Source organism: Empedobacter sp. EJD.6dd, from assembly GCF_057369435.1.
Genome location: NZ_CM170667.1, coordinates 1,421,265 through 1,446,920, shown reverse-complemented (window position 1 = coordinate 1,446,920; position 25,656 = coordinate 1,421,265). Strand labels below are relative to the sequence as shown.

The 25,656-nt window shown below is 31.5% G+C and carries 24 protein-coding genes; 10 read left to right on the top strand and 14 right to left on the bottom strand.

What is annotated here, in order from left to right; all coding sequences use genetic code 11:
• Positions 1-3: 3 nt before the first annotated feature.
• Genes mreC through rodA form a run of 4 tightly spaced genes read left to right on the top strand, consistent with a single transcriptional unit; the run spans position 4 to position 4,858 of the window.
• Entirely contained in the window at positions 4-855 is an 852-nt protein-coding gene (mreC, locus tag AC2I98_RS06810) for a rod shape-determining protein MreC (RefSeq protein WP_486413847.1), read from the top strand.
• Positions 845-1,360 (top strand): rod shape-determining protein MreD, encoded by a 516-nt coding sequence (gene mreD / locus AC2I98_RS06805; RefSeq protein ID WP_486413846.1) that lies wholly within the window; start codon positions 845-847, stop codon positions 1,358-1,360. The genes mreC and mreD overlap by 11 nt, the downstream gene beginning before the upstream one ends.
• On the top strand, positions 1,357-3,345 hold the full coding sequence (mrdA, locus tag AC2I98_RS06800) for a penicillin-binding protein 2 (RefSeq protein ID WP_486413845.1): 1,989 nt from the start codon (positions 1,357-1,359) through the stop codon (positions 3,343-3,345). The genes mreD and mrdA overlap by 4 nt, the downstream gene beginning before the upstream one ends.
• A complete protein-coding gene (rodA, locus tag AC2I98_RS06795; RefSeq protein ID WP_486413844.1) occupies positions 3,314-4,858 on the top strand; it encodes a rod shape-determining protein RodA in 1,545 nt (514 codons plus the stop codon). Before mrdA ends, rodA begins: the two co-directional genes overlap by 32 nt.
• 57 nt (positions 4,859-4,915) lie before the next feature.
• Here rodA and AC2I98_RS06790 read toward each other — a convergent pair whose 3' ends face one another.
• The 14 genes from AC2I98_RS06790 to AC2I98_RS06725 all read right to left on the bottom strand — a co-directional run bounded on the left by AC2I98_RS06790 (position 4,916) and on the right by AC2I98_RS06725 (position 19,733).
• Entirely contained in the window at positions 4,916-6,208 is a 1,293-nt protein-coding gene (locus AC2I98_RS06790; RefSeq protein WP_486413843.1) for a TlpA family protein disulfide reductase, read from the bottom strand.
• Positions 6,209-6,266: 58 nt separating this feature from the next.
• A complete protein-coding gene (locus AC2I98_RS06785) occupies positions 6,267-6,518 on the bottom strand; it encodes a hypothetical protein (protein ID WP_486413842.1) in 252 nt (83 codons plus the stop codon).
• A gap of 21 nt (positions 6,519-6,539) precedes the next feature.
• Positions 6,540-8,453 (bottom strand): T9SS sorting signal type C domain-containing protein, encoded by a 1,914-nt coding sequence (locus AC2I98_RS06780; protein WP_486413841.1) that lies wholly within the window; start codon positions 8,451-8,453, stop codon positions 6,540-6,542.
• A gap of 94 nt (positions 8,454-8,547) precedes the next feature.
• Positions 8,548-9,696, bottom strand: a complete 1,149-nt coding sequence (gene clpX, locus AC2I98_RS06775) for an ATP-dependent Clp protease ATP-binding subunit ClpX (RefSeq protein ID WP_486413840.1) — start codon at positions 9,694-9,696, stop codon at positions 8,548-8,550.
• Between the two features lie 233 nt (positions 9,697-9,929).
• On the bottom strand, positions 9,930-10,595 hold the full coding sequence (gene clpP / locus AC2I98_RS06770) for an ATP-dependent Clp endopeptidase proteolytic subunit ClpP (protein WP_413532519.1): 666 nt from the start codon (positions 10,593-10,595) through the stop codon (positions 9,930-9,932).
• Positions 10,596-10,645: 50 nt separating this feature from the next.
• Positions 10,646-11,965: a trigger factor gene (locus AC2I98_RS06765; protein ID WP_486413839.1), complete on the bottom strand. Its 1,320-nt coding sequence runs from the start codon at positions 11,963-11,965 to the stop codon at positions 10,646-10,648.
• Positions 11,966-12,246: 281 nt separating this feature from the next.
• A complete protein-coding gene (gene accC, locus AC2I98_RS06760) occupies positions 12,247-13,611 on the bottom strand; it encodes an acetyl-CoA carboxylase biotin carboxylase subunit (RefSeq protein WP_486413838.1) in 1,365 nt (454 codons plus the stop codon).
• A gap of 20 nt (positions 13,612-13,631) precedes the next feature.
• Entirely contained in the window at positions 13,632-14,114 is a 483-nt protein-coding gene (gene accB / locus AC2I98_RS06755) for an acetyl-CoA carboxylase biotin carboxyl carrier protein (protein ID WP_486413837.1), read from the bottom strand.
• 127 nt (positions 14,115-14,241) lie between these two features.
• A complete protein-coding gene (rpmF, locus tag AC2I98_RS06750) occupies positions 14,242-14,439 on the bottom strand; it encodes a 50S ribosomal protein L32 (protein WP_019975824.1) in 198 nt (65 codons plus the stop codon).
• Positions 14,440-14,494: 55 nt separating this feature from the next.
• Positions 14,495-15,079, bottom strand: coding sequence for a YceD family protein (locus AC2I98_RS06745; protein ID WP_486413836.1), 585 nt, complete (start codon positions 15,077-15,079; stop codon positions 14,495-14,497).
• Positions 15,080-15,151: 72 nt separating this feature from the next.
• Complete coding sequence (pdxA, locus tag AC2I98_RS06740; protein WP_486413835.1) at positions 15,152-16,225, bottom strand: 4-hydroxythreonine-4-phosphate dehydrogenase PdxA; 1,074 nt, start codon at positions 16,223-16,225, stop codon at positions 15,152-15,154.
• 9 nt (positions 16,226-16,234) lie between these two features.
• On the bottom strand, positions 16,235-16,711 hold the full coding sequence (locus AC2I98_RS06735) for a hypothetical protein (RefSeq protein ID WP_486413834.1): 477 nt from the start codon (positions 16,709-16,711) through the stop codon (positions 16,235-16,237).
• 9 nt (positions 16,712-16,720) lie between these two features.
• A complete protein-coding gene (locus AC2I98_RS06730) occupies positions 16,721-17,107 on the bottom strand; it encodes a RidA family protein (RefSeq protein WP_486413833.1) in 387 nt (128 codons plus the stop codon).
• 13 nt (positions 17,108-17,120) lie between these two features.
• Positions 17,121-19,733 carry a putative LPS assembly protein LptD gene (locus tag AC2I98_RS06725; protein WP_486413832.1) on the bottom strand — a complete coding sequence of 871 codons (2,613 nt, stop codon included), beginning with the start codon at positions 19,731-19,733 and terminating at the stop codon, positions 17,121-17,123.
• A gap of 72 nt (positions 19,734-19,805) precedes the next feature.
• Here AC2I98_RS06725 and AC2I98_RS06720 point away from each other — a divergent pair, with 72 nt between their 5' ends.
• The 6 genes from AC2I98_RS06720 (at position 19,806) to AC2I98_RS06695 (ending at position 25,619) form a co-directional block, all read left to right on the top strand.
• A complete protein-coding gene (locus AC2I98_RS06720) occupies positions 19,806-21,107 on the top strand; it encodes an N-acetylmuramoyl-L-alanine amidase family protein (protein WP_486413831.1) in 1,302 nt (433 codons plus the stop codon).
• 59 nt (positions 21,108-21,166) lie between these two features.
• Entirely contained in the window at positions 21,167-22,141 is a 975-nt protein-coding gene (locus AC2I98_RS06715; RefSeq protein WP_486413830.1) for an MlaD family protein, read from the top strand.
• Positions 22,142-22,196: 55 nt separating this feature from the next.
• Positions 22,197-23,522: a 4Fe-4S dicluster domain-containing protein gene (locus AC2I98_RS06710; protein ID WP_486414064.1), complete on the top strand. Its 1,326-nt coding sequence runs from the start codon at positions 22,197-22,199 to the stop codon at positions 23,520-23,522.
• A 70-nt stretch (positions 23,523-23,592) separates the two neighbouring features.
• Entirely contained in the window at positions 23,593-24,021 is a 429-nt protein-coding gene (locus AC2I98_RS06705; protein WP_276680432.1) for an LNS2 domain-containing protein, read from the top strand.
• A 39-nt stretch (positions 24,022-24,060) separates the two neighbouring features.
• On the top strand, positions 24,061-24,852 hold the full coding sequence (locus AC2I98_RS06700) for a (Fe-S)-binding protein (RefSeq protein WP_486413829.1): 792 nt from the start codon (positions 24,061-24,063) through the stop codon (positions 24,850-24,852).
• Between the two features lie 299 nt (positions 24,853-25,151).
• Entirely contained in the window at positions 25,152-25,619 is a 468-nt protein-coding gene (locus AC2I98_RS06695; protein ID WP_486413828.1) for an ABC transporter ATPase, read from the top strand.
• Positions 25,620-25,656: the final 37 nt, after the last annotated feature.

Below are 25,656 nucleotides of genomic sequence, written 5' to 3'. Positions count from 1 at the left end.
GCAATGCAATATATTCTGAATGCGATTAGAAGAAATGGAATGCTATTAATTTTTGTCTTTTTAGAGTTAATTGCATTGTTTCTTGTCTTTAAGAAAAATATTTATCACGAAACTATTCTTGCCTCTGCGAGTACGTCTTTTACAGGTTATGTAGATGATAAAATTGCGAAGGTGACAAACTTTATTCAATTACCGCAAACGAATAAAGATTTGATGGACGAAAATGCCTTCTTGCGTGAGCAATTGGTGCATTTAGGTATCAAAGATGCGAAAACTAAAAAGTTTTATAAAGCAGATACTTTAGGTTATCATCAAACGTATTCTTTTGTTCCGGCAGAAATTGTAAATAATTCTATTATCAAAACGCAAAATCTTTTGACGATTGATAAAGGGACAAACGATGGAATAGAAAAAGGTGATGGTATTATCACAAATAATGGTGTAATTGGTATTGTGACTTTTGCTGGAAAAAATTATTCTCGTGCAATATCTTTATTAAACAAAGACATCAATATTAATGCGCGTATCAAAGGAAATCAATATTTTGGAACAGTAAAATGGGACGGAAAAGATCCTCGTTTTGTTCAATTATATGAAATTCCGAAATACATCGAAGTCAAAAAAGGTGATATCATCGAAACAGATGGTAAATCACCAGTTTTCCCAGAAGGAATTATTATTGGTAAAGTTGTAAGCAAAGGAATTGACGAAACTGGAGAAATGAAAGTTCAAGTAAGATTGAAACAAGATTTTGCCAATTTAGCACAAGCTTATGTGGTGACGAACCTTAATAAAGTTGAAATTCAACAAGTCGAAAAATCAGATACAATAACAAATAGACAAAATGTTCAATAAAGATTTTTTAATCAATATTATCAAGATTATAATTTTAGCTTTACTACAAGTTTTTGTCTTCAATCACATCAACTTTTTAGGAAGCTATCAACCGTATATCTATATTGTTTTTGTATTGTTTTATCCACCTTATCAAAACAAATATGCTTTGTTAATTCTATCTTTTATGTTAGGATTAATGATTGATATTTTTGAATATACTGGAGGAATACATGCATTTGCATTAACGCTTGTAGCTTTTTTACGCAGTCCAATTATTAAGTTGTTAGCAGGTAAACAAGATTATGAAATGGAATTTTTCTCGTTCAATTCGTTTAGTTTTGCACAATGGTTATTCTATTTAATTATTTTAATCCTTGCTCATCATATTATTTTATTACTCCTAGAAAATTTTAAACCATCAGGAATTGGTCCATTAATGTTAAAAGCATTGATTAATTCAGGAATAACTTTTGTGTTTGTCTTCATTTATAAAATTTTATTTAAAAATAAAGTTGGAGTATGAAAAAGTTGATGGTTGTTTATGCGTTAATCCTATTTATAGTTTTTCTATTTATAGGGCGTTTGGCGTATTTGCAATTATTTACAGATCGTTATACGTTGAATGCGTTTAATACATCAATCAAACAAGAGATTGTCTATCCAAATCGTGGTGATATTCTTGATCGTAACGGAAAATTATTAGTAAGTAATACCTATTCATACGAATTAGATGTTATTCCAGCTAAAGTTGTGGACAAAGATGGAGAAGTTATAAATGATTTTGATAAATCGAAGTTTTCTAAAATGGTCGGTATTTCGACAAAACAATTTGATTCTATTTTAGGAAAAATTACTTCTGCAAAAGATTATAAAAAATTATCGCCTTATCCATTTCTGAAAAATATTTCTCGAGAAAATTTTGCTCGAATGCAAGAGCAATTGTACTTGTATCCTGCATTTAGCATTATCAAACGTCCTGAGCGTAAATATATGGTTGCCTCTGCAGGAAATATATTAGGTTATATAAACGAAGCAAATCAGTCTTATATTAAAAGTGATTCTACCTATTATCAACCAGGTGATTTGGTTGGTATTGCAGGTGTAGAAAAATCGTATGAGAAAGATTTACGAGGTATAAAAGGAGTAAAGAACTGGATTGTAGATAGAACAATGAATGTTGTTGGTCCATATAAAAATGGAGATTATGATCGACCAGTAAAAAGTGGTAAAACAGTTAATTTAACTATAGATTTTCGATTGCAAGAATTAGCTGAACAAATGTTAAAAAATAAGCGAGGAGCAATTGTCGCGATTGATCCTTCAAATGGGGAGATTTTAGCATTAGCCTCAGCACCTACAATTAATCCAAATGATTATTTGAATTCTAAATTGAGAAATGCTTTAATTAACGATTCTATTTCTCGTCCTACATATGACAGAGCGTTACAAGGAGCATATCCACCAGGTTCTACTTTTAAAGTAATGACAGCTTTGGCTGGAATGCAAATGGGAACGATGACAGAACAAACGACCTATGTTTGTAAACATGGTTATCGTTATGGGCGTATGCATATTGGTTGTCATTGTGGAATGTATTATGCACCACAAGGTTTAGAGCATGCGATTGGAAAATCATGTAATAATTATTTCTCTGAAGCTTATCGAGATATTGTTAAAAAAGATCCAAACGATTATAGTGTTGGGATGAATCAATGGGCAGCTATTATGAATAGTTTTGGCTTAGGAAAATTCATGGGAACAGATTTACCTGTGGGTAGTAAAGGGCTTATTCCTACTTCTGAATTTTATGATAATCGCTTTGGGGAAGGAGTTTGGAATCCTTATCGTATTATTTTCAACGGAATGGGACAAGGAGATATCAATACAACACCTTTGCAAATGGCGAATTATACTGCCGCTATAGCAAATAAAGGTTTTTTCTATACACCACATATTGTACACAGTATTGATGGAAAGCCATTGACAGATTCAACATATATGGTAAAGAAAAAAACATTGGTTGATCCGAAATATTTTGATATTATTCACCGTGGAATGCGTAATGTATTTACCATAGGAACTGCCCGTAGTTTTGAGACAGCTGCTTTTGTACAATATGGGAAAACGGGAACTGCACAGAATTCACAAGGTCAAGATCACTCTTTGTTTATTCTTTTTGCTCCAGCTGATAAGCCTAAAATTGCAATTGCTGCAATTGTAGAAAACGGACACTACGGAGCCACTTGGGCTGGTCCGATGACAAGTTTAGTTGCAGAATTATACCTTACAGATACTATAAAACGTAAGCCGTTATTAGAGCGTATGAAAAATGGTAATCTACAAGGAGAATATCGTCGTCAATGGATAGATTATTTAAAAAGAAAAGGATTATATATAGAACCCGTTAAAAAGGATTCTTTCGGAAATAAAATAGATACCTTAAAATTATTAAAGAAAGATTCAGCAAAATTAAAAAATGAGTCAAAGCAGATTACTAAAAGGAATTGATTGGACAGTTTTGATCCTTGGGTTTCTCATAGTAACCTTCGGAATTATGAACGTTTATAGTGTCAATCCAGATTTAGGCGTAAAACAGCTGATTTGGTTTGGACTTGGAATGGTGATGATTTTAGCCTTGATTATAGCGAGTGGAAACAATCGTAATTTTTTCGAGATTTATAGTCCCGTTTTTTATATAGTTTCATTAGTCCTCTTGGTTGGCGTTTTGATTGTGGGAAAAGAAATTAATGGAGCAAAAGCTTGGTATCGTTTTGGTCCATTGAGTTTGCAACCTGCAGAGTTTGCAAAAATTGGAACAGCTTTATTGATAGCCAATTTTATCAATCATTCTAATGCTAATCTAAAAGATATCAGCTTTATAGGTAAAATTTTACTTGTAATTGCAGTTCCCGTTGTACTAATTTTATTACAACCCGATCTAGGTTCGGTAATTATTTTCTGCTCTTTAAGTATAGCATTATACCGCGAAGGACTTAATCCTTGGATTATTATTGCACCTATTATTTTATTGATTATCTTTTTAATCTCTATTGTACAAATACCATTTTACGTACTATTGATTGTAGGTTTTATAGTTCTTTCAATAGCTTTAATAATCTTAGCATTTAACTACAATCAAAATGTAATTGATGCGATGCATGGTATTTTGATAGGTTTATCAATTTACTTTATATTGTTAATTGCAATCTGTTATTTAGTAGAAGATTTATCAGAAACAACGAGAGAATCTTTTGGACATCTTTTTCCAATGCGTTCATTATTTTTCTCCGAACCAATCTTTTTTAATACCGTTTTCTTTGGATTAATAGGTTTTGTTATCTCAATTATTCCAATATTAATTTTAAAATTAACAGAACAAAAAGAGATAAATAATTCACCTTTCAAAACACAAAATGGTTTAGCCGCAAATGTGCTAAATTTTAGTATTATAGTTTCAATCGTTTTATTATTATTTGCGAGTACAGTCAGTTTTATTTCGCCAATTATTTTCGAAAAATTACCAAAACATCAAAAAGAACGTGTAATGGTATTGTACGAAGGAGAAGCGAAATACCGAGATACTTCTGGATATAATTTATTGTATGCAAAAACGGCAATCGGATCTGGAGAATTGTATGGAAAAGGATATAATCAAGGAACAATTAAGAAAGGACGATTTGTACCAGAACAACAAACCGATTACATTTTTACAGCAGTTGGAGAGGAGTGGGGCTTCATAGGAAGTACAGCATTGGTAATTGTATATGCAATTTTTGTCGGACGATTATTTTTCTTAGCCGAACATCAAAAAAATAGATTTGCTCGTTTTTATGGATATGCTGTAGCCTCAATTTTATTTTTCCACTTCTTCATTAATATTTCAATGGTTATTGGTCTTTTTCCTACAGTTGGAATTCCGTTACCATTCTTTAGTTATGGAGGTAGTTCGTTGTGGGGGTTCACTATTTTGATTGGAATTTTCTTAATCATTCATTACAAAAATAGTCAAGGATTTATTTAAAAATAGATACATAAAAAAAGCTACATTTTATAAAATGTAGCTTTTTTATTTTTATGATTATTTCGATACACCTAATTCGGAAATATGATTGACTCTTTTGATTAATTTATTGTCTTTATCTACTAATAATAGAGTAGGAGTTGACTCAATTCCGTATTCAGCAGCGATTGGAGAATCCCATCTTAAAAGATCAGTGTAATTGTACCAATTTAAATCTTTTGTAGCGTTGTCAAATGCTTTTTGATCATAATCTAAAGATATAGCAACAATTTCCCCACCTTTGGCTTTAAAGTCTTTGTAATACTCTTTAATTAATGGTATTTCTTGTTGACATGCCGGACACCATGAAGCCCAAAATACAATTAATTTTTGATTCGCTTTTATATCATATAATGACTTTTTGCCATTTAAAGTTTTTTCAAACGTAATATTTGGAACTTGACGACCAACTTGAGTTAAACTAACACCAACTTTTTTCTTTAATTGATCTGTTACTTTTCCTTTTAAACTATTTACTTTATCACTATATTTTTTGTGAAAATTTGCATACTCTTTTTCGGGAACAAAGTTTAAAATAGCAGTTAAGACATTCTGTCCTCTTGTTGTTTCAATATTTGTTTTAGCTAAAATTTCATCAGTTGCAGTAATTAAATTTTCTTCAATATTTTGATTTCCAGCAGTAGCTAATTTATTATTGATATAAGCAAAAATTAAGTCATTAAACATTCCAGATTGTTCCAAACGTTGATCATCGTTTGCTAAATGATTAACAATAGCTTCGATGGTTGAAGCATCTTTATTGTTTTGAGCTTTTTGTCTTATATCACTCAATCCATTGATATAAGTAACTAAATCAGAGAATTTTTCGTTTCGTTTTAATTCATTAATTCGCTTGTCTTCTTTTACCATAGCCGTGTAAAACTCATCGGTTGGCTTATACATCTGCATTAAATATGGAAAAACTTGGTTTTGAATTTCATTTAATGGCTGAAGAGCTAAAACTTTATTGTATTCAAGCTGAGAACTTCCTTCAATGATTTGAAGTTTAGCATTCATTTCTTGACCTGTAACTGTTTTAAACTTCAAATCTTTATTGTCTGTTAACAAAGATAAATTTTCTCCAGTTGGTAAATCGATACGTACAAAACCATTATATTTAGAAGGAATTTTAGCTGAGAAATTTCCATTATTATCTGTTTTGGTATTGTTGATTAATTTTAATTCAGCATTATCATAAATTTTTACTAAAACAGGTTTATTTGCGTAATTTTCTAATTGTCCAGAAACATTAAATTGCCCAAAAACAGAGCTTCCTAAAACAACAAGAGGAATTATAAATTTATTCTTCATAGTTTATTTGATATATAAAAAAACCTCAATCATTTGATTGAGGTTTAAAAGTATGAATTTATTTTTTAATAAGTTGTCTTTGTTTATAAGAAACTATACCTGCAATACTTATAGCAGTAATGACTAAAAGAGGTAAATAATCATCTATAGGAGTTGGATTTCCTCCTAGACCATCATTTTCATCTCTAGCAAGAGGTATTGGTGGAGCAGCATTTGTATTATTTACATCGTATCCAGCATTCGCATCATTAGCAAAAGATAAATTAGAAGTAAGAAGAGTAGTAACTATAAATAATTTTATTATGTTCATAATATTTATTGTTAGGTTAGGTTAATCAACTAAAACTTTTAAACTTTTTGTAGTTCCATCATTATAAATTACTTTAATAATATACATTCCTTTTGCTGGAAATGTTAAATTACTATCAGTTTGTGTATTTACTTTTGATTGAGATGCAATTTTACTTCCTGTTAAATTATATACTTCTAAGTCTGCTATACTTTTAGACTTATCAAGTCGTACTTTATATGAATTAGCATCATATTTATAAACAATAGTTGATTGAGATTTATTTAAATTGTCAGTTCCTAATTTCTCAGGAATACTTTTCCAATAAAAAGTAAATCTGTCAGATAAATTTTCGTCATAATTAAAGCTTACTTTTGTAGTCTCGTCTATTTTAGTATAAGTATCTTTTAATTTATCATAGATGAAGAATGAATTTCCATCAGTATAATTTGGAATATTTTCTTCAAAAATATTATTTTCTTTTAGATTAAATTTTAAACTAACTTCTTTTCCATTTTCAAGATCATATAAATTTAAATGTAATGGTTTAGCTGTATAATCTGTTTTAAATGTATTAACTAAAGTTTCGGCATTGTAGATAATGTCTCCATTAGTATCCTCTTCAAATAAAGACATTTTAACTCCATATCCAGGATTAATATTAGCTCCTGTTTCAAATTCATTACTTGTAGATAGATATGCTAATTCAGATAAAATATTATTGTTTGTATCTACTAAAGCAATTTCTAATTGATAAAATTCGTTAACAGATTTATTTAAACTTCCTCCTTTAGCTGATGCACTTTGGTTAAATGTTTTTATGTTATTACCTAAATTAACATTTATATTAACTAATTTATCATCAGTTGGATTAAATTTTACTCTAAACATTTCAAATGGTCTAACAATTACTGCTTCAGCACTTCCTGCCCAAACAGTGTTAGTGTAAGTAGCTTTAAGATATTGAGTACCATTAGTAGCATTGTCTGAAGATCCATTTGTATTATTCCAACTATGAGTATAACCTGGAGCTAGTTTAATTAATTCAAAATTACTTGTTGAAGATCCAGAGTTAAATGTTAACCAATCACGTACAATAGATAAATCTATATTAGATGTATATGGATTTCCAAATCTGAACATATTTTTACCAAAAGTTTTTGATGAAAGATCTCCTTCGTTTTTACCTAAATAAGTATAATAAAGCTCATTATATTGGTTTTTTAATGATCTCCAGTCAGAATATGGTAAAGTTGGGAACGTTGTTGAATTTGAGTTCGGTATAACAGTTGTTAAATTATTGAAACTAACATTTTCTGGTGCAGGAATACCTCTATATGTAACCTTTTTAGTTCCGTCAAAAAAAGTATTTAATCCTGTATTAGGAATAATATTTAATAAATAATAACTACCTGGTACTAACTTACTTCCAGTTACAACTGCGTCATTTACAATTTTATTATTATTCCATATGTACAATGTCATCCATCCTCGTTGACTACAAGGTTGATTTAATAGACAGTTACCTCTGAAATTAGTTCCTAAGAATGAATTGCTAATAGTCTCAACATTTCCTTGGTAAGGAATTGACATTGGATATTGTTGGATAGAAGCTGCACTTACAGACTTCTTTTCCATTGTCAATTTACCTAGAGTAGTATTATTATTTCCATTGATGATTACTTGTCCATAATCATCATTTTGTTTCCATTGGTTTATAAACTCATCTCCAGTTGTGGGATTAATAATAGTGTTATTAAAATAACCTTGTATCTGTATATTCCCTTCGTTAATAACTGTATTAGGAACAGAAGAGGCCAGTTCTAAACCACTACCCATATACATTAATGTATTTGGTTTTACAGCAACAACAGCTTTGTCTTTTATATATGCAGTTTGTGCAGAAGCACTATACATTGCACTTAGTGCAATTAGAGCAAGTAGATTCTTTTTCATAAATTATGTTATTTTTGGTTGGTCATTAATAAAATTAAAAAATAATTTCATTACAAATATAAAAACTTTTATTAAAAAGTTACTATACAATTGATTATATTATAACTTTTTCTGGTAAATCTTTAATATCATACATTAAATCTGTAAAGATTTCTTCCGTAACTGCTCGTAAACCTCGAGCTCCTAAACCCAATTCATTGGCACGGTCTACAATTTTATTTAGGGTTTCGTCCGTCACTACAAGCTCTTTTCCATCAAGGGCAAAAAGCTTTGTATATTGTTTCATTAGAGAGTTTTTTGGTTCTGTCAAAATAGCTCTCATAGCTTCTTTATCTAATGCTTTAAGATACGTAATAATTGGTAATCGTCCAATTAATTCTGGAATGATACCAAAATTTTTCAAATCTTGTGCATTTACTTCATCCAAAAGATTTTCTATTTCTTTGTGATCTTCGTTCTTGAAACCAATTACGTGTTTCTTCAAACGATCTGCGATATGTTTTTCAATACCAGAAAAAGCACCTCCCGCAATAAATAAAATATCTTTTGTATTAACTTCTATAAATTTTTGATCTGGATGTTTACGACCTCCTTTTGGTGGTACGTTTACAACTGTTCCTTCTAAAATTTTAAGCAAGGCTTGTTGTACACCTTCTCCAGAAACGTCTCTTGTAATAGATGGATTATCACTTTTACGTGCAATTTTATCCATTTCATCGATAAAAACAATACCTTTTTCAGCAAGTTCTACATTGTAATCGGCAGATTGTAATAAACGAGTTAAAATACTTTCTACATCTTCTCCTACATATCCAGCTTCAGTAAGTACAGTTGCGTCTACAATTGCAAATGGAACATTTAATAATTTAGCAATTGTTTTTGCTAATAATGTTTTTCCACTTCCTGTTTCTCCAACTAAAATAACGTTCGATTTGTCAATCTCAACATCATTATCTTTATCTAATAAAATTCGTTTATAGTGATTGTATACCGCAACAGACAATATTTTTTTTGCCTGATCTTGACCAATAACATAATCATCCAAAAACTCTTTTATTTCCTTAGGTGATTTTAAAGTTAAAGGTTTTATCAAATCGTTATTTCCATTAAATTTCGATTCTTCTAAAACTATACCATGAGCTTGCTCAATACAGTTATCACAAATATTACCGTCGATTCCAGACACTAAAATATTTACTTCGTTTCTGCTTTTTCCGCAAAAAGAGCACTTATTTTCTTCCAATTTTTTATACTTAATTAAGGAGCAAAGGTATTTATTTTCTTTTAGATAGAAAATATTTCTTTGTTAATTTATTAATGTTCTAAAAAGGTCTAAAATGGATATTTTTGTCTGCTTTTTATATTTATTGTTTTTATAATATTTTTCATTGTTTTATAGAATTTTAAGTATTTGTAAATAAAAAAGGATACTTATTAATAAGTATCCTTTTTCGTTATAATTTTTTGAATTTGAAATTATTTTCGAGGTAATAAAACTTCGTCAATCATTCCGTATTCTTTTGCTTCTTGTGAAGTCATCCAGTAATCACGTTCTCCATCTTTTTCGATTTGCTCGAAAGTTTGTCCAGAGTGAGTAGCAAGAATATCATATAATTCTTTTTTCAATTTCAAGATTTCTTTCAATGTAATTTCCATATCAGTCGCTTGTCCTTGAGCTCCTCCTAAAGGTTGGTGAATCATCACACGAGAATGTTTAAGAGCCGAACGTTTTCCTTCTGCACCTGCACATAATAAAACTGCTCCCATAGAAGCTGCCATACCCGTACAAATTGTAGCAACGTCAGGCTTTACTAACTGCATAGTATCGTAAATTCCCAATCCAGCATAAACACCACCACCTGGTGAGTTAACATAAATTTGAATGTCTTTTGTAGCATCTACACTTTCTAAGAACAACAATTGCGCTTGAATAATATTCGCAATTTGATCATCAATTCCTGTTCCTAAAAAGATGATTCTATCCATCATTAAACGAGAGAAAACATCCATTTGTGCAACGTTTAATTTTCTTTCTTCAACGATGTAAGGTGTTGTATTTTGGATATAACTCTCCATATGTAAAGAGCTAATTCCTTTGTCTAACAACGCATATTTTTTAAATTCTTCTCCTACGTTTTTCATTATTAAATTTAGATTTTAAATGAAAGGTATAAAGAATTTTTTAGAAGTGATTAAGCTTCTGCTAATTCTTTATTTTTTTCAGTAATAATGTCAACAAACTCATCAAATGTTACTTCTTTCTCGTTCAATTTTACATTGTTTTTGAAGATGTCTAACATTTTGTCTGTAAACACTTGGTATGATAAACGGTTGTATTCTTCTTGATTCTGTAAAGCAGACATTGCAATTTGTTGTAATGTTTCTTCTGGAATAGAAGTTTGACCGTACATTTTTAATTGATCTTTGATTGCGGCAAATGCAGCTTCTTTTACTTCTTCAGCATTTACTTCTACATTGTTAACCTCTGCAATTTTAGCTTCGATTAATTGGTAGCGTAAACCTTTGTCCATTTTTACCAATTCTTCTTTTGCTTGCTCTTCTGAAGTTACATTTTCGTTAGAAGTGATTAACCATTTCGTTAAAAATTCTGTTGGTAAATCAAAAGAAACAGTGTCTAATAATTTAGCTACAACGTCATTGATAATTTGTTTGTCAGACTCTTTGTTGTACATGTTTTCTGACTCTTCTTTGATTTTGTTACGGAAAGCTTCTTCTGAATCTACAGCTCCTTCTCCATAAACTTTATCAAATAATTCTTGGTTAACTTCTGCTTTCTCAGCTTTGTTAATCTCTTTGATTGTATAAGTAACGTTAGTTCCTTCTTCAGAAACTTCTGTGTTTAATTGTTGTGCAGCTTCTTCCGCAGTATCAAAAATATCGTTAGAGTTTACTTCTACAACATCACCAGCTTTTTTACCGATAAATGCAGAAGCGTCTTTTAATTCTTCTAAACGGATAAAAGTTGGTTTAGCTTCTTGTCCTTCTACAGCAGCTTCTACTTTCAATACAGCTTCAGCTTCAGCTTCAGCTAAAGATTTTAATGATCCGAAACGAGCAGCGAAGTTGTCAACATATTTTTGCACTTCTTCGTCAGCAACTTTTACTTTGTAGCTTTCAACTTCTACTTTAGATAAATCAACATCAAATTCTGGAGCTAATCCTAATTCGAAATCAAATGATAATTGATCAGCATTCCAATCAACTTCTTTCATTACAGGAACTGGATTTCCTAAGATTGATAATTTTTCTGTGTTGATGTAGTCAGAAACACTTTTTTGTAAGATTTCGTTAACTGTATCAAAAACAACTGCTTGTTCGTATTGTTTTTTTACAAAACTCATTGGAACTTGTCCTTTACGGAAACCTTTGATGTTAGCTGTTTTTCTGTATTGGTTTAATACGTCAACTACTTTGTCTTGATAATCTGCCTTGTCAACAGTTACAGTTAATACTGCGTTTAATTTGTCTGTTGTATTTTTAGTAATATTCATCTACCTTAAATTTGGAGTGCAAATGTATAAAATTTTAATCATTTTTAATAGAAGAAAATGAAAATCCAAGCAATTCATTCTCTATAAATTAACAATTGAGATTGAATCTTATCAAATTGTTTAGATTTAGATTTTACACGAGCTGTTTTAAAATTATATTTCACTCTTTAGGTTTGATATTTTCAACAATTACGCCAATAGAATTTTTATGACAGATTGGCATAAAAAAAAAGTCCAGACATAATTGTTCTGGACTTTTATATATTGAATTTCTATTTTAATTATAGATCTCCGTAGTTTGCGTAAGATTCGTCAAAAACAAAATCTTCCATAAATTTAGTTGTATAGTTACCAGCGATAAAATCTGGGTTATCCATCAACTGTAAGTGGAAAGGAATTGTAGTTTTGATACCTTCGATATAAAATTCTCCTAACGCACGTTTCATTTTTGCAATTGCTTCTTCACGCGTTTGTGCTGTAACAATGATTTTTGCAATCATTGAATCGTAGTTTGGTGGAATAGAATATCCAGCATAGCAATGTGTATCTACACGTACACCATTACCACCAGGAATATTAATATTTGTAATTTTTCCTGGAGAAGGGCGGAAGTCGTTATAAGGATCTTCTGCATTGATACGACATTCGATAGAGTGTCCGTTTGGATAATAGTTTTGACCAGAAACTGGCTCGCCATCAGCTAACATAATTTGTTCGCGAATTAAATCGAAACCTGTTACTTGCTCAGTAATTGGATGCTCTACTTGGATACGAGTATTCATTTCCATAAAGTAGAAGTCTCCATGTTTATCTACTAAGAACTCAATTGTTCCAACTCCTTCGTAACCGATATATTCACATGCTTTGATTGCAGCCTCTCCCATACGTTGACGTAATTCGTCTGTCATGATTGGAGATGGAGTTTCTTCAGCTAATTTTTGATTACGACGTTGAATAGAACAGTCACGCTCAGATAAGTGACAAGCTTTTCCATTTTGGTCAGATGCAACTTGAAACTCAATATGACGTGGTTCTTCGATCAATTTTTCCATGTACATTGCGTCGTTACCAAAAGCTGCAGCAGCTTCGGCACGAGCAGAGTCCCATGCGTGTAATAAATCTTCTTCTTTCCAAATTGCACGCATACCTTTACCACCACCTCCGGCAGTAGCTTTAATCATTACTGGGTATTTAATTTCGCGAGCAATTTCTAAAGCTTCTTCATAACTTTCTAATAAACCATCAGATCCTGGAACAACAGGAACTCCAGCTTCTTTCATTGTAGCTTTTGCATTTGCTTTATCTCCCATACGGTCAATATTGTCAGCAGAAGCTCCAATAAATTTGATTCCGTTAGAAGCACAAATTTTAGAGAAATTAGAGTTTTCTGCTAAGAATCCGTATCCTGGGTGGATGGCATCAGCGTCAGTAATTTCTGCTGCTGCAATGATATTAGAGATTTTAAGGTATGAATCTTTACTTGGAGCAGGACCAATACACACAGCTTCGTCTGCGAAACGTACGTGTAAAGATGTCTCGTCAGCTTTAGAGTAAACAGCAACCGTTTTGATTCCCATTTCTTTTGCAGTACGTATAATACGCATTGCAATTTCTCCTCTATTAGCGATTAATATCTTTTTAAACATAATTTTTTAGATATAATTGATTAAGCTGGATCAACTAAGAATAATGGTTGATCGTACTCAACTGGACTTGCATCGTCTACTAAGACTTTTACAATTTTACCAGAGATTTCTGATTCGATTTCGTTGAATAATTTCATTGCTTCAACGATACATAATACTTTTCCTGGAGCGATAGAATCACCAACAGCAACGAATGCATCTTTACCTGGGCCTGCAGAACGGTAGAAAGTTCCAATCATTGGAGATTTTACTGTGATTAAATTGCTGTTTTCTTCTTCAGATGGAGTTGTAGAGTTACTCGCTGGTGCTGCAACTGGCGCTTGTGGTGCTGCAGTTTGTGCTACAGGAGCTTGAGGTACATAAAATTGTTGAGACGCAACTTGCGCAGGTACGCTAGCTAAAGTTTTGATTTTGATTTCGATGTCATCTTGTTTGATGCTTACTTCAGCAACTTCTGCTTTTGATACGAATCTAATTAAATTTTGAATGTCTTTAATGTCCATATAATGCGGTTTTTTTATTTGACCTTTTATGTTTGTTTTTTATAAAACGACTTCAAAGGTATTGAAAAAAAAATAAAAAAAGCTGTTTCTTTTATAGAAACAGCTTCAAAATCTTTGTAAGATTATATTATTCAGTAACTTCTTGTACTTTCTCTAATACTACTTTACCTTTGTAGTATAATTTTCCGTCAGACCAGTGAGCTCTGTGGTATAAATGTGCTTCACCTGTTGTTTTATCGATTGCTAATTGTGGAGCTTCGATTTTGTAGTGTGTTCTACGTTTATCTCTTCTTGTTGACGACTGTCTTCTCTTAGGATGTGCCATATCTAACTACTTTTTTTTCTTTATTTCTATAATTTATTTTAATAATAAAAACCAATTAAGGTTTTAAATCTTTCAATTTTGCCCAACGTGGATCAATGTCTTCATTATCGTCATCATCTCCGTTGTCGGAATTATCATCATCATTTCCGTCCTCTTCTGCATCTTCGTCTAATTCGTAAATGCTGTATTGATCAAGTAAGTCTATCATTTCAGAACTACTTTCTCCGTTTAGAACGTCAGGATGAATTCGTTTTGTTGGTACTGATAAAATTGCTAATTCAAAAAGAACTTGTGCAACATTAATTTGATATTCTTCACGAGGAATAACCCAAATTTCAAAATCAGTATCGTCAAACTCGTCGCCAAATTTAACAATTAATTCTGCATTATTTGAAATTTCTTGCTGAAACAATTCTCCAGTTAAATCGCAAGGAACTGTAATATTTCCTTTTAAGCTGATTTCTAACTCGAGCATTGTAGATTTTTTTTCTAAAATGATTGAAACAATCAGATTAGGATTTTCAAAATCTTGCTCAATTTCAAATAAATCAAAGAACGATTGTGATAATTCGAACGTAAAATTACTCTTACCTAAAGGCAAGCTTGTAAATATAATATTATAATTTTTTAACTTGTCCATACCACAAAAAGGTGTGCAAAGATAATCTAATTTATTTAAAATTAATAGCTCTTTGCAACTTATTTTAATTTTTTATTCTTTATTATCGCCTTTCTCTAATTTTAGAGGTATATGTTGCAATACATTTTTAGTTAGCTCTTGATATTCGTTTCTATTTTTGAATAATTCAATCGCTGTAAAAATTGCTTCTTTAAATGATTCTTCATTCGCAATTCCTTTTCCTGCAATATCGTAAGCTGTTCCATGATCTGGAGATGTACGTACGTATTTCAATCCAGCTGTATAATTAACGCCTTCATCAAAACTAATGGTTTTGAAAGCGACTAATCCTTGATCGTGATACATAGCTAATACAGCATCAAAAGTATCTAAATTACGAGGATTAAAAAAACTATCTGCCGAATATGGTCCAAAAATTAACTGATTTTCGCTAATACGACGTTCGATAACTGGTGAAATAATTTCTTTTTCTTCCGAACCTAATAAACCATTATCGCCTGCATGCGGATTAAGACCAAGAACGGCAATTTTTGGCTTGCTGATTGCGTAATCTTCAACTAAACTTTTGTGAATTTGTTGAATTTTAGCATACACAGATTTTGTTGTAATATTTTTGGCAACTTCACTTATTGGAATGTGTTGTGTAACCAAACCAACTCTCAATTTTTCTGATACCAAAAACATCAATGGTTTACCACCCCAAGCTGCACCTAAAAATTCTGTATGTCCTGGGAAATTAAACTCTTCGGACTGTATGTTATCTTTATTAATTGGAGCTGTTACTAAAACATCTGTAAAACCATCTGCGACTGATTGCGCTGCTGCTTTTAAAGATTGATAGGCATGTTGGCCAGCTTCCTTGGTAACTTTACCGAAATGTACATCAATTTGGTCTTTCCAAAGATTAACAACATTTATTTTGCCGTCTACGATTTGACTTGCATCTTGAATTCCTTGAAAATTAATACGGTCAAATTTTAAGCGATCTTTTTGATAAGTCAACAATTTTGTTGATCCAAAAATAACAGGTGTAAAAAAATCTGTCATTTCTTTTTCTTGTAGAGTTTTTAGAATAACTTCTATTCCAACTCCATTATAATCGCCTATTGATATGGCAACTCTTATTTTTTTATCTCTTTCAGACATATTTTAATTTTAATAAGATTGGCTTGATGGTTTGTGTCTTTTGACAAATTTTTTATAAATCAAATCAACAATTAATCCTCCAATCCAAGATGAAAAGAATAAAACTGGACAAATAGCAATTTCGTACCATGTTGGATGATAAGGTGTGAATAAAACATCACCTAAAGCTACAATTAATACAATAAAACCTACAAACATCGTGTATGCTTGTTTAGCTCTTCTTACAAGAATTGCAGTGACAACACCACCTACTAATGCGGCAATACCACTAATTGCTAACATAGACCCGAAGAATTGAACTTCGAATTTTTTTCCTTCTCCGTGCGAAAAATATTTGATGACATGTCGCCATTCAGGGAAAATTTTATCATCCCATTGTAATCTATTCGCATTGTATATAAGTCCAAATTGAATAATTGCATAGATGATAATCAATCCTACAATTACAGCAATTGTGTTTCTTAATACAGTTTTGTCTTTAAGCATAATTTTTTATTAGTCTGCAATAGCAATTACAGAAATTTCAACATTTACATCGCGGGGCAGACGTGCTACTTCTACACATTCGCGTGCTGGGTAATTTGAATCGTTGAAGTATGAAGCATATACTTCGTTTACTAGATTAAAATCGTTTAAATCCTTTACGAAAATTGTTGTTTTTACAACGTTATCTATTGTTGTTCCACCTTCTTCAAGAATTGCGATTACGTTTTTCATTACTTGATGAACTTCGTCTTGAATTCCGGTTGTGACTAATTCATTTTTCTCTACATTAAAAGGAATTTGACCTGATGTGTAAAGAAAACCGTTATATTTTACTCCTTGTGAATATGGTCCGATAGCTTGTGGAGCTTTGTCTGTATGAATAATTTGTTTTTTCATGTTTAATATTTTTTTAGTAATTAAGTCTTGATCTGTCGTTGTACTTTAAATCTTGTAGAATTGATGCTTTGATTCCGATAAAGAAATCATAACTTTTATAAGTTCCCATTGGAGTCCAGTTAAACGATAGCGTAAAACTACGTAAATCTCGCTCAAATCCGAAACGAACATAAGTAATTTCATTAGCAATAAAATCATACGTTGCATTAGCAGAAATCGCCCAGTAAGGTGTTGGAGATATTTTACCATTCAATGCTACAGAACCTGTACTATCACCTTTTCGTTGTGTTCCTTTCGTATAGTTGTAGCTTATATTTGCTGTTAAACTCCATGGAATAGCAAATTGCGCATAATTATCGCTGTCGTAATAGAAATTCTCATCACGAACGGTTCCTCTCTTTTTATAGTTCTTGGCATCAAAACCTTTTCCACCGAAAGTACTATTGTCAAATGTATACCCAGTTCCTAATGTCATGTTAGAAATGCGTAAATCTCCTAAACCAATTTGGTCTACATATTCGTTTACCTCGTCTCCTGAAGCGTTAATATAACGTCTAATTTTGTAAGGGTTAACCGTTGATGAAAATTGTACATTAACTTTTCTATCAAATAATGACGTCATTCCATTGATACTAATTGGAGAAAGTTTAAATTCTTCTGCAGAAAAATTATAAGAAGAACTAAAACGTAAGTATTCAAAAATCTTTACTTTTTTGAAACCTTTAGGATCATTCGCGTCTTTTACTTTCATTTCTAAGTTATTAGAAATGCCAAAGTTTAACGAATTTGTTAATCCTGGAATACTTACACCATAAAGCATATTTTGGTATTGATTGTACCAAATTTCTTCTTGATTTTGATTTTTGTATGATGTGTAATATCCCCAAGATTCACTTTGAAAATCTGGCGTATAACTATATCCAATAGAAGGAGTAATTACGTGCTGAACACCTAAAATTGTTGCGTTTTTATTCCCGTTGATGTATGTTCCATAAATATTTGTTGAAACTGACGCATTGAAGTTGAATGTTCGATATGAATTGAAACCTTTCAATGTTGTATCTTCAATTTTTCCGTTAACAGAATTGTAATTTTTAATTAAACGATTATCTCCCCAAACTTCATTATAATCTGAAGAAAGTGTCAATGGAAAATAATTTGCAAGTGTAATTCCTGTCTGCAAACCAATTTTATGATTTGCACCCATTCGCATTTGGTCATTCCACATTTTATCAGTGAAAATATCGTTGTCATTTGTGTTAACTTCATTTCCTGCTTGCATACTATATGTCAAACCAAGATTTTGTAATAAACCTTCTTTTGGCATGTTTTTCTTTGCAAAAGGGAAAATTCGAGACATTGTCAAGTTAAGACGAGGAAATGCAATATTTATATCACCCGTATTATAGTTTTGAGAGTGCGACATACTCAACTGAGCTGTTAATGGAGCGTTCTCAAAGTTTTTTGTTAAGTTGATAGACGAGTTAACGTTATTTGTAAAAACTTGTCCAGTATTGATGTATTGATTTCGTACTGATTCACGGTAATATTTCGAACTTGAAAAGTTAACGTTTGCATTAAATAACCAATATGGGTTGGCTTTCGGATCTTGACTATGCGACCACATAACACCAAACATATTTTGTTTAGAAAATGCATTTGTTCCAGTCGTAATTCCTTTAATTCCTGTTAATCTATTTTCTACATTCGCAGAAAGTCGTCCATTATATTTATATCTTTTTTTATAGGTAGATTCTGCTCTGGCAGCCCAACTACCTTTTGTATAAATATCACCAGAAAGTTTTAAGTCAAAATTATCTCCAAATGGAACATAAAAACCTAAATCCTCAATAAAGAAACCAAGATTTGTACGTTCACCAGGACGTGGCATCAAAATACCAGCGGCACGTTTTGCTCCCATTGCCGGAATATATCCAAATGGTAAAGCTAAAGGTGTAGGAACATCATAAATCCACATATTGATAGGTCCGGTAATTAATGTTTTCTTACCATTTTTATCAATCATTTTTCCTTCTTTGGCACGAAGAAAATAATCTGGACGCGTATCTTTTCCTTCTTTAAAATAAGTATCTGTCGTAAAATCGGCACGTTTTAATAACATAACCGAATCATTGACACGTTTTGCTTTATCAGCAATGATGATTCCGTCTTCTTGCGCCATACGAATGTTATACGCAATACCAACTTTTGTTTTAAAGTTTACTTTAAATGCATCTTGTAAAATTTCTTGCTGATTTTGTGTAAACTTTGTTTTTTCAATAATATTTCCAACAGAATCGCGCTTACCCTCAGCATATACATCACCTGTATCCCAATTTAATTCTATGTAATCTGCGTCAATAGTCATATCACCATAAACCACATGTGCCTTACGTAAAAGGTAAGTCATACGTTTTTTACGGTTATGAATTTCGTCTTCAGAACTGTGTTCTACTACAAACTCTAATTTCTCTTTTACAGGGATAATTGTATCTAATCTTACAGAATCAGAAACAATTTTAGAGTGATCTTTATCGTTATTATTTTGCTTAACTTGTCCAATAGAAACGGTGCAAACCATAACTGGACTAAAAAATAAAATCGATTTAATTGCCTTTGTAAACAAATTGAAAAACTTATTTTTTATAAATTGCGTCAAAATTAATCAAAAAAACAAACCTATAGTATGAGTTTAAAAATGATTAACATACAAAAGTATTTATTTTTTGCGATGATGATGGTATTTTCTACACTTTCATTTGCACAAAAAAAACAAAAATTTGTAATTGTTATAGATGCTGGTCATGGAGGACATGATGCCGGAGCAAGGGGAGTCGCTGATTATGAAAAGAATATCACGTTAGATGTTTCGAAAAGATTGGCAGAAGTAATTAAGAAAAATCATAAAGATGTTAAAGTTGTTTTAACTCGCGATACAGATGTTTTTTTAGAATTATGGGAGCGTACAAGAATTTCGAATGATAATCATGCAAATTTATTTGTGTCAATCCACTGTAATTCGGCTACAAATACAAGCGCAACGGGTACAGAAACGTTTGTAATGGGATTGAAACGTTCTAATGAAACTGATGAAGTTTCTAAACGTGAGAACTCTGTTGTTTTTTTAGAGAAAAATCAAGAACGTTACGAAAAATTTAATCCTAATGATCCAGAAGCTGTTATTGCTTTCGAGATTATGAATGCCGCTTACAAAGAGCAATCTATTCGTTTTGCAGATTTAGTGGAGAAAGGTTTCGTAAACCGTGATTTTAGAAAAAGTAGAGGGGTTAAACAAGCAAACTTTCACGTTTTAAGAGGAAATGCTTCGCCGTCTGTTTTGGTTGAATTAGGATTCATTTCGAATTATGATGAAGGAACTTTTTTAGCTTCTGATGAAGGAAAAGAGAAATCGACTCAAACAATTTATGAGGCATTTAAACAATTTAAAAAAGAATACGATCGTAGAAGTGGAATAGAAGATGAGGATGAGGACGAAAAACCAAAACCTGTTAAGAAAGTTGAAAAACCTGTTGAAGGAAAAAAACTTAAGGTTAAGGTAATGGAATCTAAAATGAAATTCTCTGCAACTTCACCTCAATTAAGAGGGTTAACAGATTTAGATGTTATACAAGAAGGGGATAATTATGTGTATTATTATGGAGAAACAGATTTGCAATCTATTGCAGATGATATGTTAGAAACGGTAAAACGCAAAGGATTTTCTGGAGCTAAAATAGTAGAGTTTGAAACGAACAAAAAATTAGAAGGAGGTAAAAATTACCGTGTTCAATTCATGACATCGAATAAAAAATACAAAGATAAAGACGATAAATATAATGGACTTACAAATGTGTTGAGAGTAAAAGAAGGTGGGCTTCAGAAATATTATTATGGAGCTGATAAAACAATGGAAGCTGCCCAAAAAACATTAAAACAAGTTCAAGATAAAGGTTTCAGAAATGCTTTTATTGTTACATTTAATGGTGAAGAACCGATGTAAATGCAATATAAAATGTTTCTTTACAAATTAAGTTTTATTTTTGCATAAAATCATATCAAGTGAAATTATCTAAAGAATTCAAAATAGGAATTATAACTTTATTAACCTTAGTAGGTTTCTTTATGTTATTTAATTTCTTGAAAGGACAAAATATCTTTTCATCAGGACGTTTATTTACAGTGAAATACGAAAATGTAAATGGATTAGCTCCTTCAAAACCTGTTTCTGTAAACGGTTTAAGAGTAGGTCAGGTGAAAGAAATTAAAATTATAGACACAGCAAAACCAATTTATTTTGAAGTGGTAATTTCTGTAGAAAAAGACATCGAGTTCTCGAAAAAAACAGTTGCCGAAATATATGAACCAGGAATTATGTCTGGTCCAGAAATACGTTTATTGTTAGATTACGGTCCAGATGTTGCAAAAGATGGAGATTTTTTACAAGGACGTATAGCGGGCGGTATGTTAGATGGTTTAACAAAACAATTAACACCAACACAAGCAAAATTGGATAGTGTATTATTAAGCTTTAATCAAACTTTAGGAAGTGTAAATAATGTATTAGACCCATCAACTCAACAAGATATTAAAGCAATGTTGAGAAACTTAAATCATACGATTGATTCGTTTGATAAAACAGCAAAATCATTAACAGAAACATCAAATAGTGCAAATCGTTTAATCGCAACAAACGAAAAAACGTTAAACACAACACTTAACAATGCAAGTGCTACAATGGCTTCTGCAAAAGCTACAGTAGATAAATTTGGTAAAACGGCAGATAAATTAAATGCTTTAGAATTGGATCAGGTTATCAAGAATTTCGAAAATGCATCTAAAAATTTAAATTCATTGTTAGAAGATATGAACAATGGTAAAGGATCTTTAGGTAAGTTAGCAAAAGACGAAACGCTTGCCAATGAGCTTGAAGCAACAATCAAAAATATGAACGATTTAGTAACTGATTTGAAGAAAAACCCAAGTCGTTATGTTAATATCTCTGTGTTTGGAAAAAAACAGCCTGTTCAACCATAAAGATCATAACTAAAATTAAATACTCAAAACTCACAAAAAAGACTAATTAAAAATGATGAAGTACATTCCAAATCTAATCTTTCTACTGATTATGATAGGAAGTATTTGGTTTTTTGCACAGAATGTCAAGAAACTGATACGTAATATCAAATTAGGGAAGGAAATTGATCGTTTTGATCATCCTGCTGAACGATGGAAAACGATGGCTCGTGTCGCATTAGGACAAGGAAAAATGACCGTTCGTCCAGTAGCTGGTATTCTACATATTTTTGTTTATGTAGGATTTGTTTTAATCAATATCGAAGTTTTAGAAATTATCATAGATGGTGTATTCGGAACACATCGTGTACTAAGTTTCTTAGGAAGTTTCTATAACGGAATGATTGCATTTTTCGAAATTTTAGCCTTTTTGGTAATGGTTTCGTGTATCATTTTTTTCATTAGAAGAAATGTTGTAAAAGTTGGACGTTTCTGGAAACCAGAAATGAAAGGTTGGGCAAAAGACGATGCAAATTATATCTTAATTATGGAGGTTGCATTTATGTTGGCACTTTTTACAATGAATGGAGCCGATCAAGTTTTGCAAAAAATGGGAGCCCCACATTATATCGAAACAGGATCTTTTCCAATTTCATCTTGGTTAACAGCGCCAATAATTAGTCATTTTAATGATATTACATTTATTACAATTATAGAAAGAGCCGCTTGGTGGTTTCACATTATCGGAATTTTCTTTTTCTTAAATTATTTATATTATTCAAAACATTTACACATCATTTTGGCTTTTCCAAACACATGGTTTTCTAAATTAGAACCAAAAGGAGAATTCAATAATTTACAATCTGTAACAGATGAGGTAAAAATGATGATGGATCCTAATGCAGACCCTTACGCAGCTCCTGCTGAACCACAGGGGGAACCAGAAACATTTGGAGCAAAAGATATTTTTGATTTAAATCGAGTACAATTGCTTAATGCCTACACATGTACAGAATGTGGACGTTGTACATCTGAATGTCCAGCTAATTTGACAGGAAAAAAATTATCTCCACGTAAAATTATGATGGATACACGAGATCGTTTAGAAGAAGTAAGCAAAAATATCGATACAAATGGTAAGTTTGTAGATGATGGTAAAATGCTTGTGAACGATTATATTACACCAGAAGAATTATGGGCGTGTACGTCTTGTAATGCATGTACACAAGCTTGCCCAGTAAATATAGATCCGCTATCAATTATTGTAGATTTGCGTCGTTATTTGGTAATGGAGCAATCTGCGGCACCACAAGAGTTGAACATGATGATGACAAATGTCGAAAACAATGGAGCTCCTTGGCAATTTAACAATGCAGATAGATTAAATTGGGCAAACGATTAAAGTTGTAAAATAAAATTACTCTCATTCTCGAAGACTATTAATTTATACATAACACACAAACACAACACACATGGAAAATTTCTTAGAGGAAAAAATTGAAAACGGGGAAAGAGTAAGTCCTATTTTACCAGAAAATGTTAAAAATTATCTGATTGACATTGATGGAACTATTTGCGATGATATTCCAAACGAAGAACCAGAACGTATGTTAACAGCAGCTGTTTACCCAGATGCATTAGAAACATTGAACAAATGGTACGACGATGGACATATTATTACATTTTTTACATCAAGAACAGAAGAGCATCGTGAATACACAGAAATTTGGTTAAAAAAACATGGTTTTAAATACCATGGACTTTTAATGGGAAAACCTCGTGGAGGAAATTATCATTGGGTCGACAACCATTTAGTTAAAGCAACACGATACAATGGTAAATTTACAGATTTGGTAGAAAAAAATGTTTCGATTCAAGTTTTTGATGATGGAAAACATTAAACCAAATTCATTTAAATAACACAAAGACTACAAAAAAATATGTCAAATATTACAGTTAAAACAATGGCTCAATATATGGCCGAAGGCAAACAACCAGAAGTTTTGTTTTGGGTTGGATGTGCTGGAAGTTTTGATGATAGAGCCAAAAAAATAACACGAGCATTCGTTAAGATTTTAAATAATATTGGAGTAGAATTCGCTGTATTAGGAACAGAAGAATCGTGTACAGGTGATCCTGCAAAACGTGCTGGAAATGAATTTGTATTTCAAATGCAAGCCATGATGAACATTGAAGTTCTGAATGCCTACGAAGTCAAAAAAATCGTAACAACTTGTCCGCATTGTTTCAATACGCTGAAAAATGAATACCCAAGTTTAGGAGGTGAGTACGAAGTATTGCACCATTCTCAATATTTACAACAGTTAATCAACGAAGGTAAATTAAAATTGGAAGGTTCAGAGACATTCAAAGGTAGACGAATCACTTTTCATGATCCTTGTTATTTAGGTCGTGGAAATGATGTTTATGAAGCACCTCGCGAATTAATCGAGAAATTAGATGCTGAGTTAGTTGAAATGAAACGTTGTAAAACACGTGGATTATGTTGTGGTGCTGGAGGAGCGCAGATGTTCAAAGAGCCAGAAAAAGGAAACAAAGACATTAATATCGAACGTACAGAAGAGGCTTTAGAGAAAGAGCCACACATTATCGCGACAGGTTGTCCATTTTGTAATACAATGATGACTGATGGTGTAAAACATTTCGAAAAAGAGTCAACGGTTATGGTAAAAGACTTAGCTGAGTTGATTATGGAAGCGAAAGATTTATAATTTTTTTTAAAAAAATCATATTGAAAAACCATCTCATTGAGATGGTTTTTTTATGTGAAAATTTTAGCTTTCTAACATCTAACATCTAACATCTAACATCTAACATCTAACATCTAACATCTAACATCTAACATCTAACATCTAACATCTAACATCTAACATCTAACATCTAACATCTAACATCTAACATCTAACATCTAACATCTAACATCTAACATCTAACATCTAACATCTAACATCTAACATCTAACATCTAAAATTTCCGTATCTTTGAAAAACAAATTTTAAATAGAGAGAAAATGAATTTAGCAGACGATTCAAGAATTTGGATTTTTCAAGCCAATCGTAAATTCTCAACAGAAGAAAAGCAAGCTATTACAGCGAAATTAAATACTTTTATTGCAGACTGGAATGCGCATGGAGCAGAACTTTTAGCAGATTTCGATTTACCTTACGATCAATTTATTGTAGTTGGCGTAGATGAAAATCAAGCAACAGCAAGTGGTTGTTCTATCGATAAATTAACGAAGATTGTTCGCGAAATTGACGCACTTTATTCGTTTGATTTATTGAATAGAATGTTAGTTTCGTATGAAAATGAAGAAGAGGTTTTCATCGAAAAATTACCAGATTTCAAACAAAAAGTAAAACAAGGTGAAATTAAAAATGTAAAAGTTTTTAATAACGGAATTTCATTATTGAATGATTTTAAAGAAAATTGGTTGTTACCAATCGAACAAAGTTGGGCAAAAACTTTATTGAATTAAACTTATAAAATTCATCAAATAGCATAGCCGTGTTTAG

Bases quoted from the DNA above. Each gene is read 5' to 3' on its own strand.
- mreC (WP_486413847.1), top strand. From the start codon at position 4: ATGCAATATATTCTGAATGCGATTAGAAGAAATGGAATGCTATTAATT.
- mreD (WP_486413846.1), top strand. From the start codon at position 845: ATGTTCAATAAAGATTTTTTAATCAATATTATCAAGATTATAATTTTA.
- mrdA (WP_486413845.1), top strand. From the start codon at position 1,357: ATGAAAAAGTTGATGGTTGTTTATGCGTTAATCCTATTTATAGTTTTT.
- rodA (WP_486413844.1), top strand. From the start codon at position 3,314: ATGAGTCAAAGCAGATTACTAAAAGGAATTGATTGGACAGTTTTGATC.
- AC2I98_RS06790 (WP_486413843.1), bottom strand. From the start codon at position 6,208: ATGAAGAATAAATTTATAATTCCTCTTGTTGTTTTAGGAAGCTCTGTT.
- AC2I98_RS06785 (WP_486413842.1), bottom strand. From the start codon at position 6,518: ATGAACATAATAAAATTATTTATAGTTACTACTCTTCTTACTTCTAAT.
- AC2I98_RS06780 (WP_486413841.1), bottom strand. From the start codon at position 8,453: ATGAAAAAGAATCTACTTGCTCTAATTGCACTAAGTGCAATGTATAGT.
- clpP (WP_413532519.1), bottom strand. From the start codon at position 10,595: ATGAAAAACGTAGGAGAAGAATTTAAAAAATATGCGTTGTTAGACAAA.
- AC2I98_RS06765 (WP_486413839.1), bottom strand. From the start codon at position 11,965: ATGAATATTACTAAAAATACAACAGACAAATTAAACGCAGTATTAACT.
- accC (WP_486413838.1), bottom strand. From the start codon at position 13,611: ATGTTTAAAAAGATATTAATCGCTAATAGAGGAGAAATTGCAATGCGT.
- accB (WP_486413837.1), bottom strand. From the start codon at position 14,114: ATGGACATTAAAGACATTCAAAATTTAATTAGATTCGTATCAAAAGCA.
- rpmF (WP_019975824.1), bottom strand. From the start codon at position 14,439: ATGGCACATCCTAAGAGAAGACAGTCGTCAACAAGAAGAGATAAACGT.
- AC2I98_RS06745 (WP_486413836.1), bottom strand. From the start codon at position 15,079: ATGGACAAGTTAAAAAATTATAATATTATATTTACAAGCTTGCCTTTA.
- pdxA (WP_486413835.1), bottom strand. From the start codon at position 16,225: ATGTCTGAAAGAGATAAAAAAATAAGAGTTGCCATATCAATAGGCGAT.
- AC2I98_RS06735 (WP_486413834.1), bottom strand. From the start codon at position 16,711: ATGCTTAAAGACAAAACTGTATTAAGAAACACAATTGCTGTAATTGTA.
- AC2I98_RS06730 (WP_486413833.1), bottom strand. From the start codon at position 17,107: ATGAAAAAACAAATTATTCATACAGACAAAGCTCCACAAGCTATCGGA.
- AC2I98_RS06720 (WP_486413831.1), top strand. From the start codon at position 19,806: ATGATTAACATACAAAAGTATTTATTTTTTGCGATGATGATGGTATTT.
- AC2I98_RS06710 (WP_486414064.1), top strand. From the start codon at position 22,197: ATGAAGTACATTCCAAATCTAATCTTTCTACTGATTATGATAGGAAGT.
- AC2I98_RS06705 (WP_276680432.1), top strand. From the start codon at position 23,593: ATGGAAAATTTCTTAGAGGAAAAAATTGAAAACGGGGAAAGAGTAAGT.
- AC2I98_RS06700 (WP_486413829.1), top strand. From the start codon at position 24,061: ATGTCAAATATTACAGTTAAAACAATGGCTCAATATATGGCCGAAGGC.
- AC2I98_RS06695 (WP_486413828.1), top strand. From the start codon at position 25,152: ATGAATTTAGCAGACGATTCAAGAATTTGGATTTTTCAAGCCAATCGT.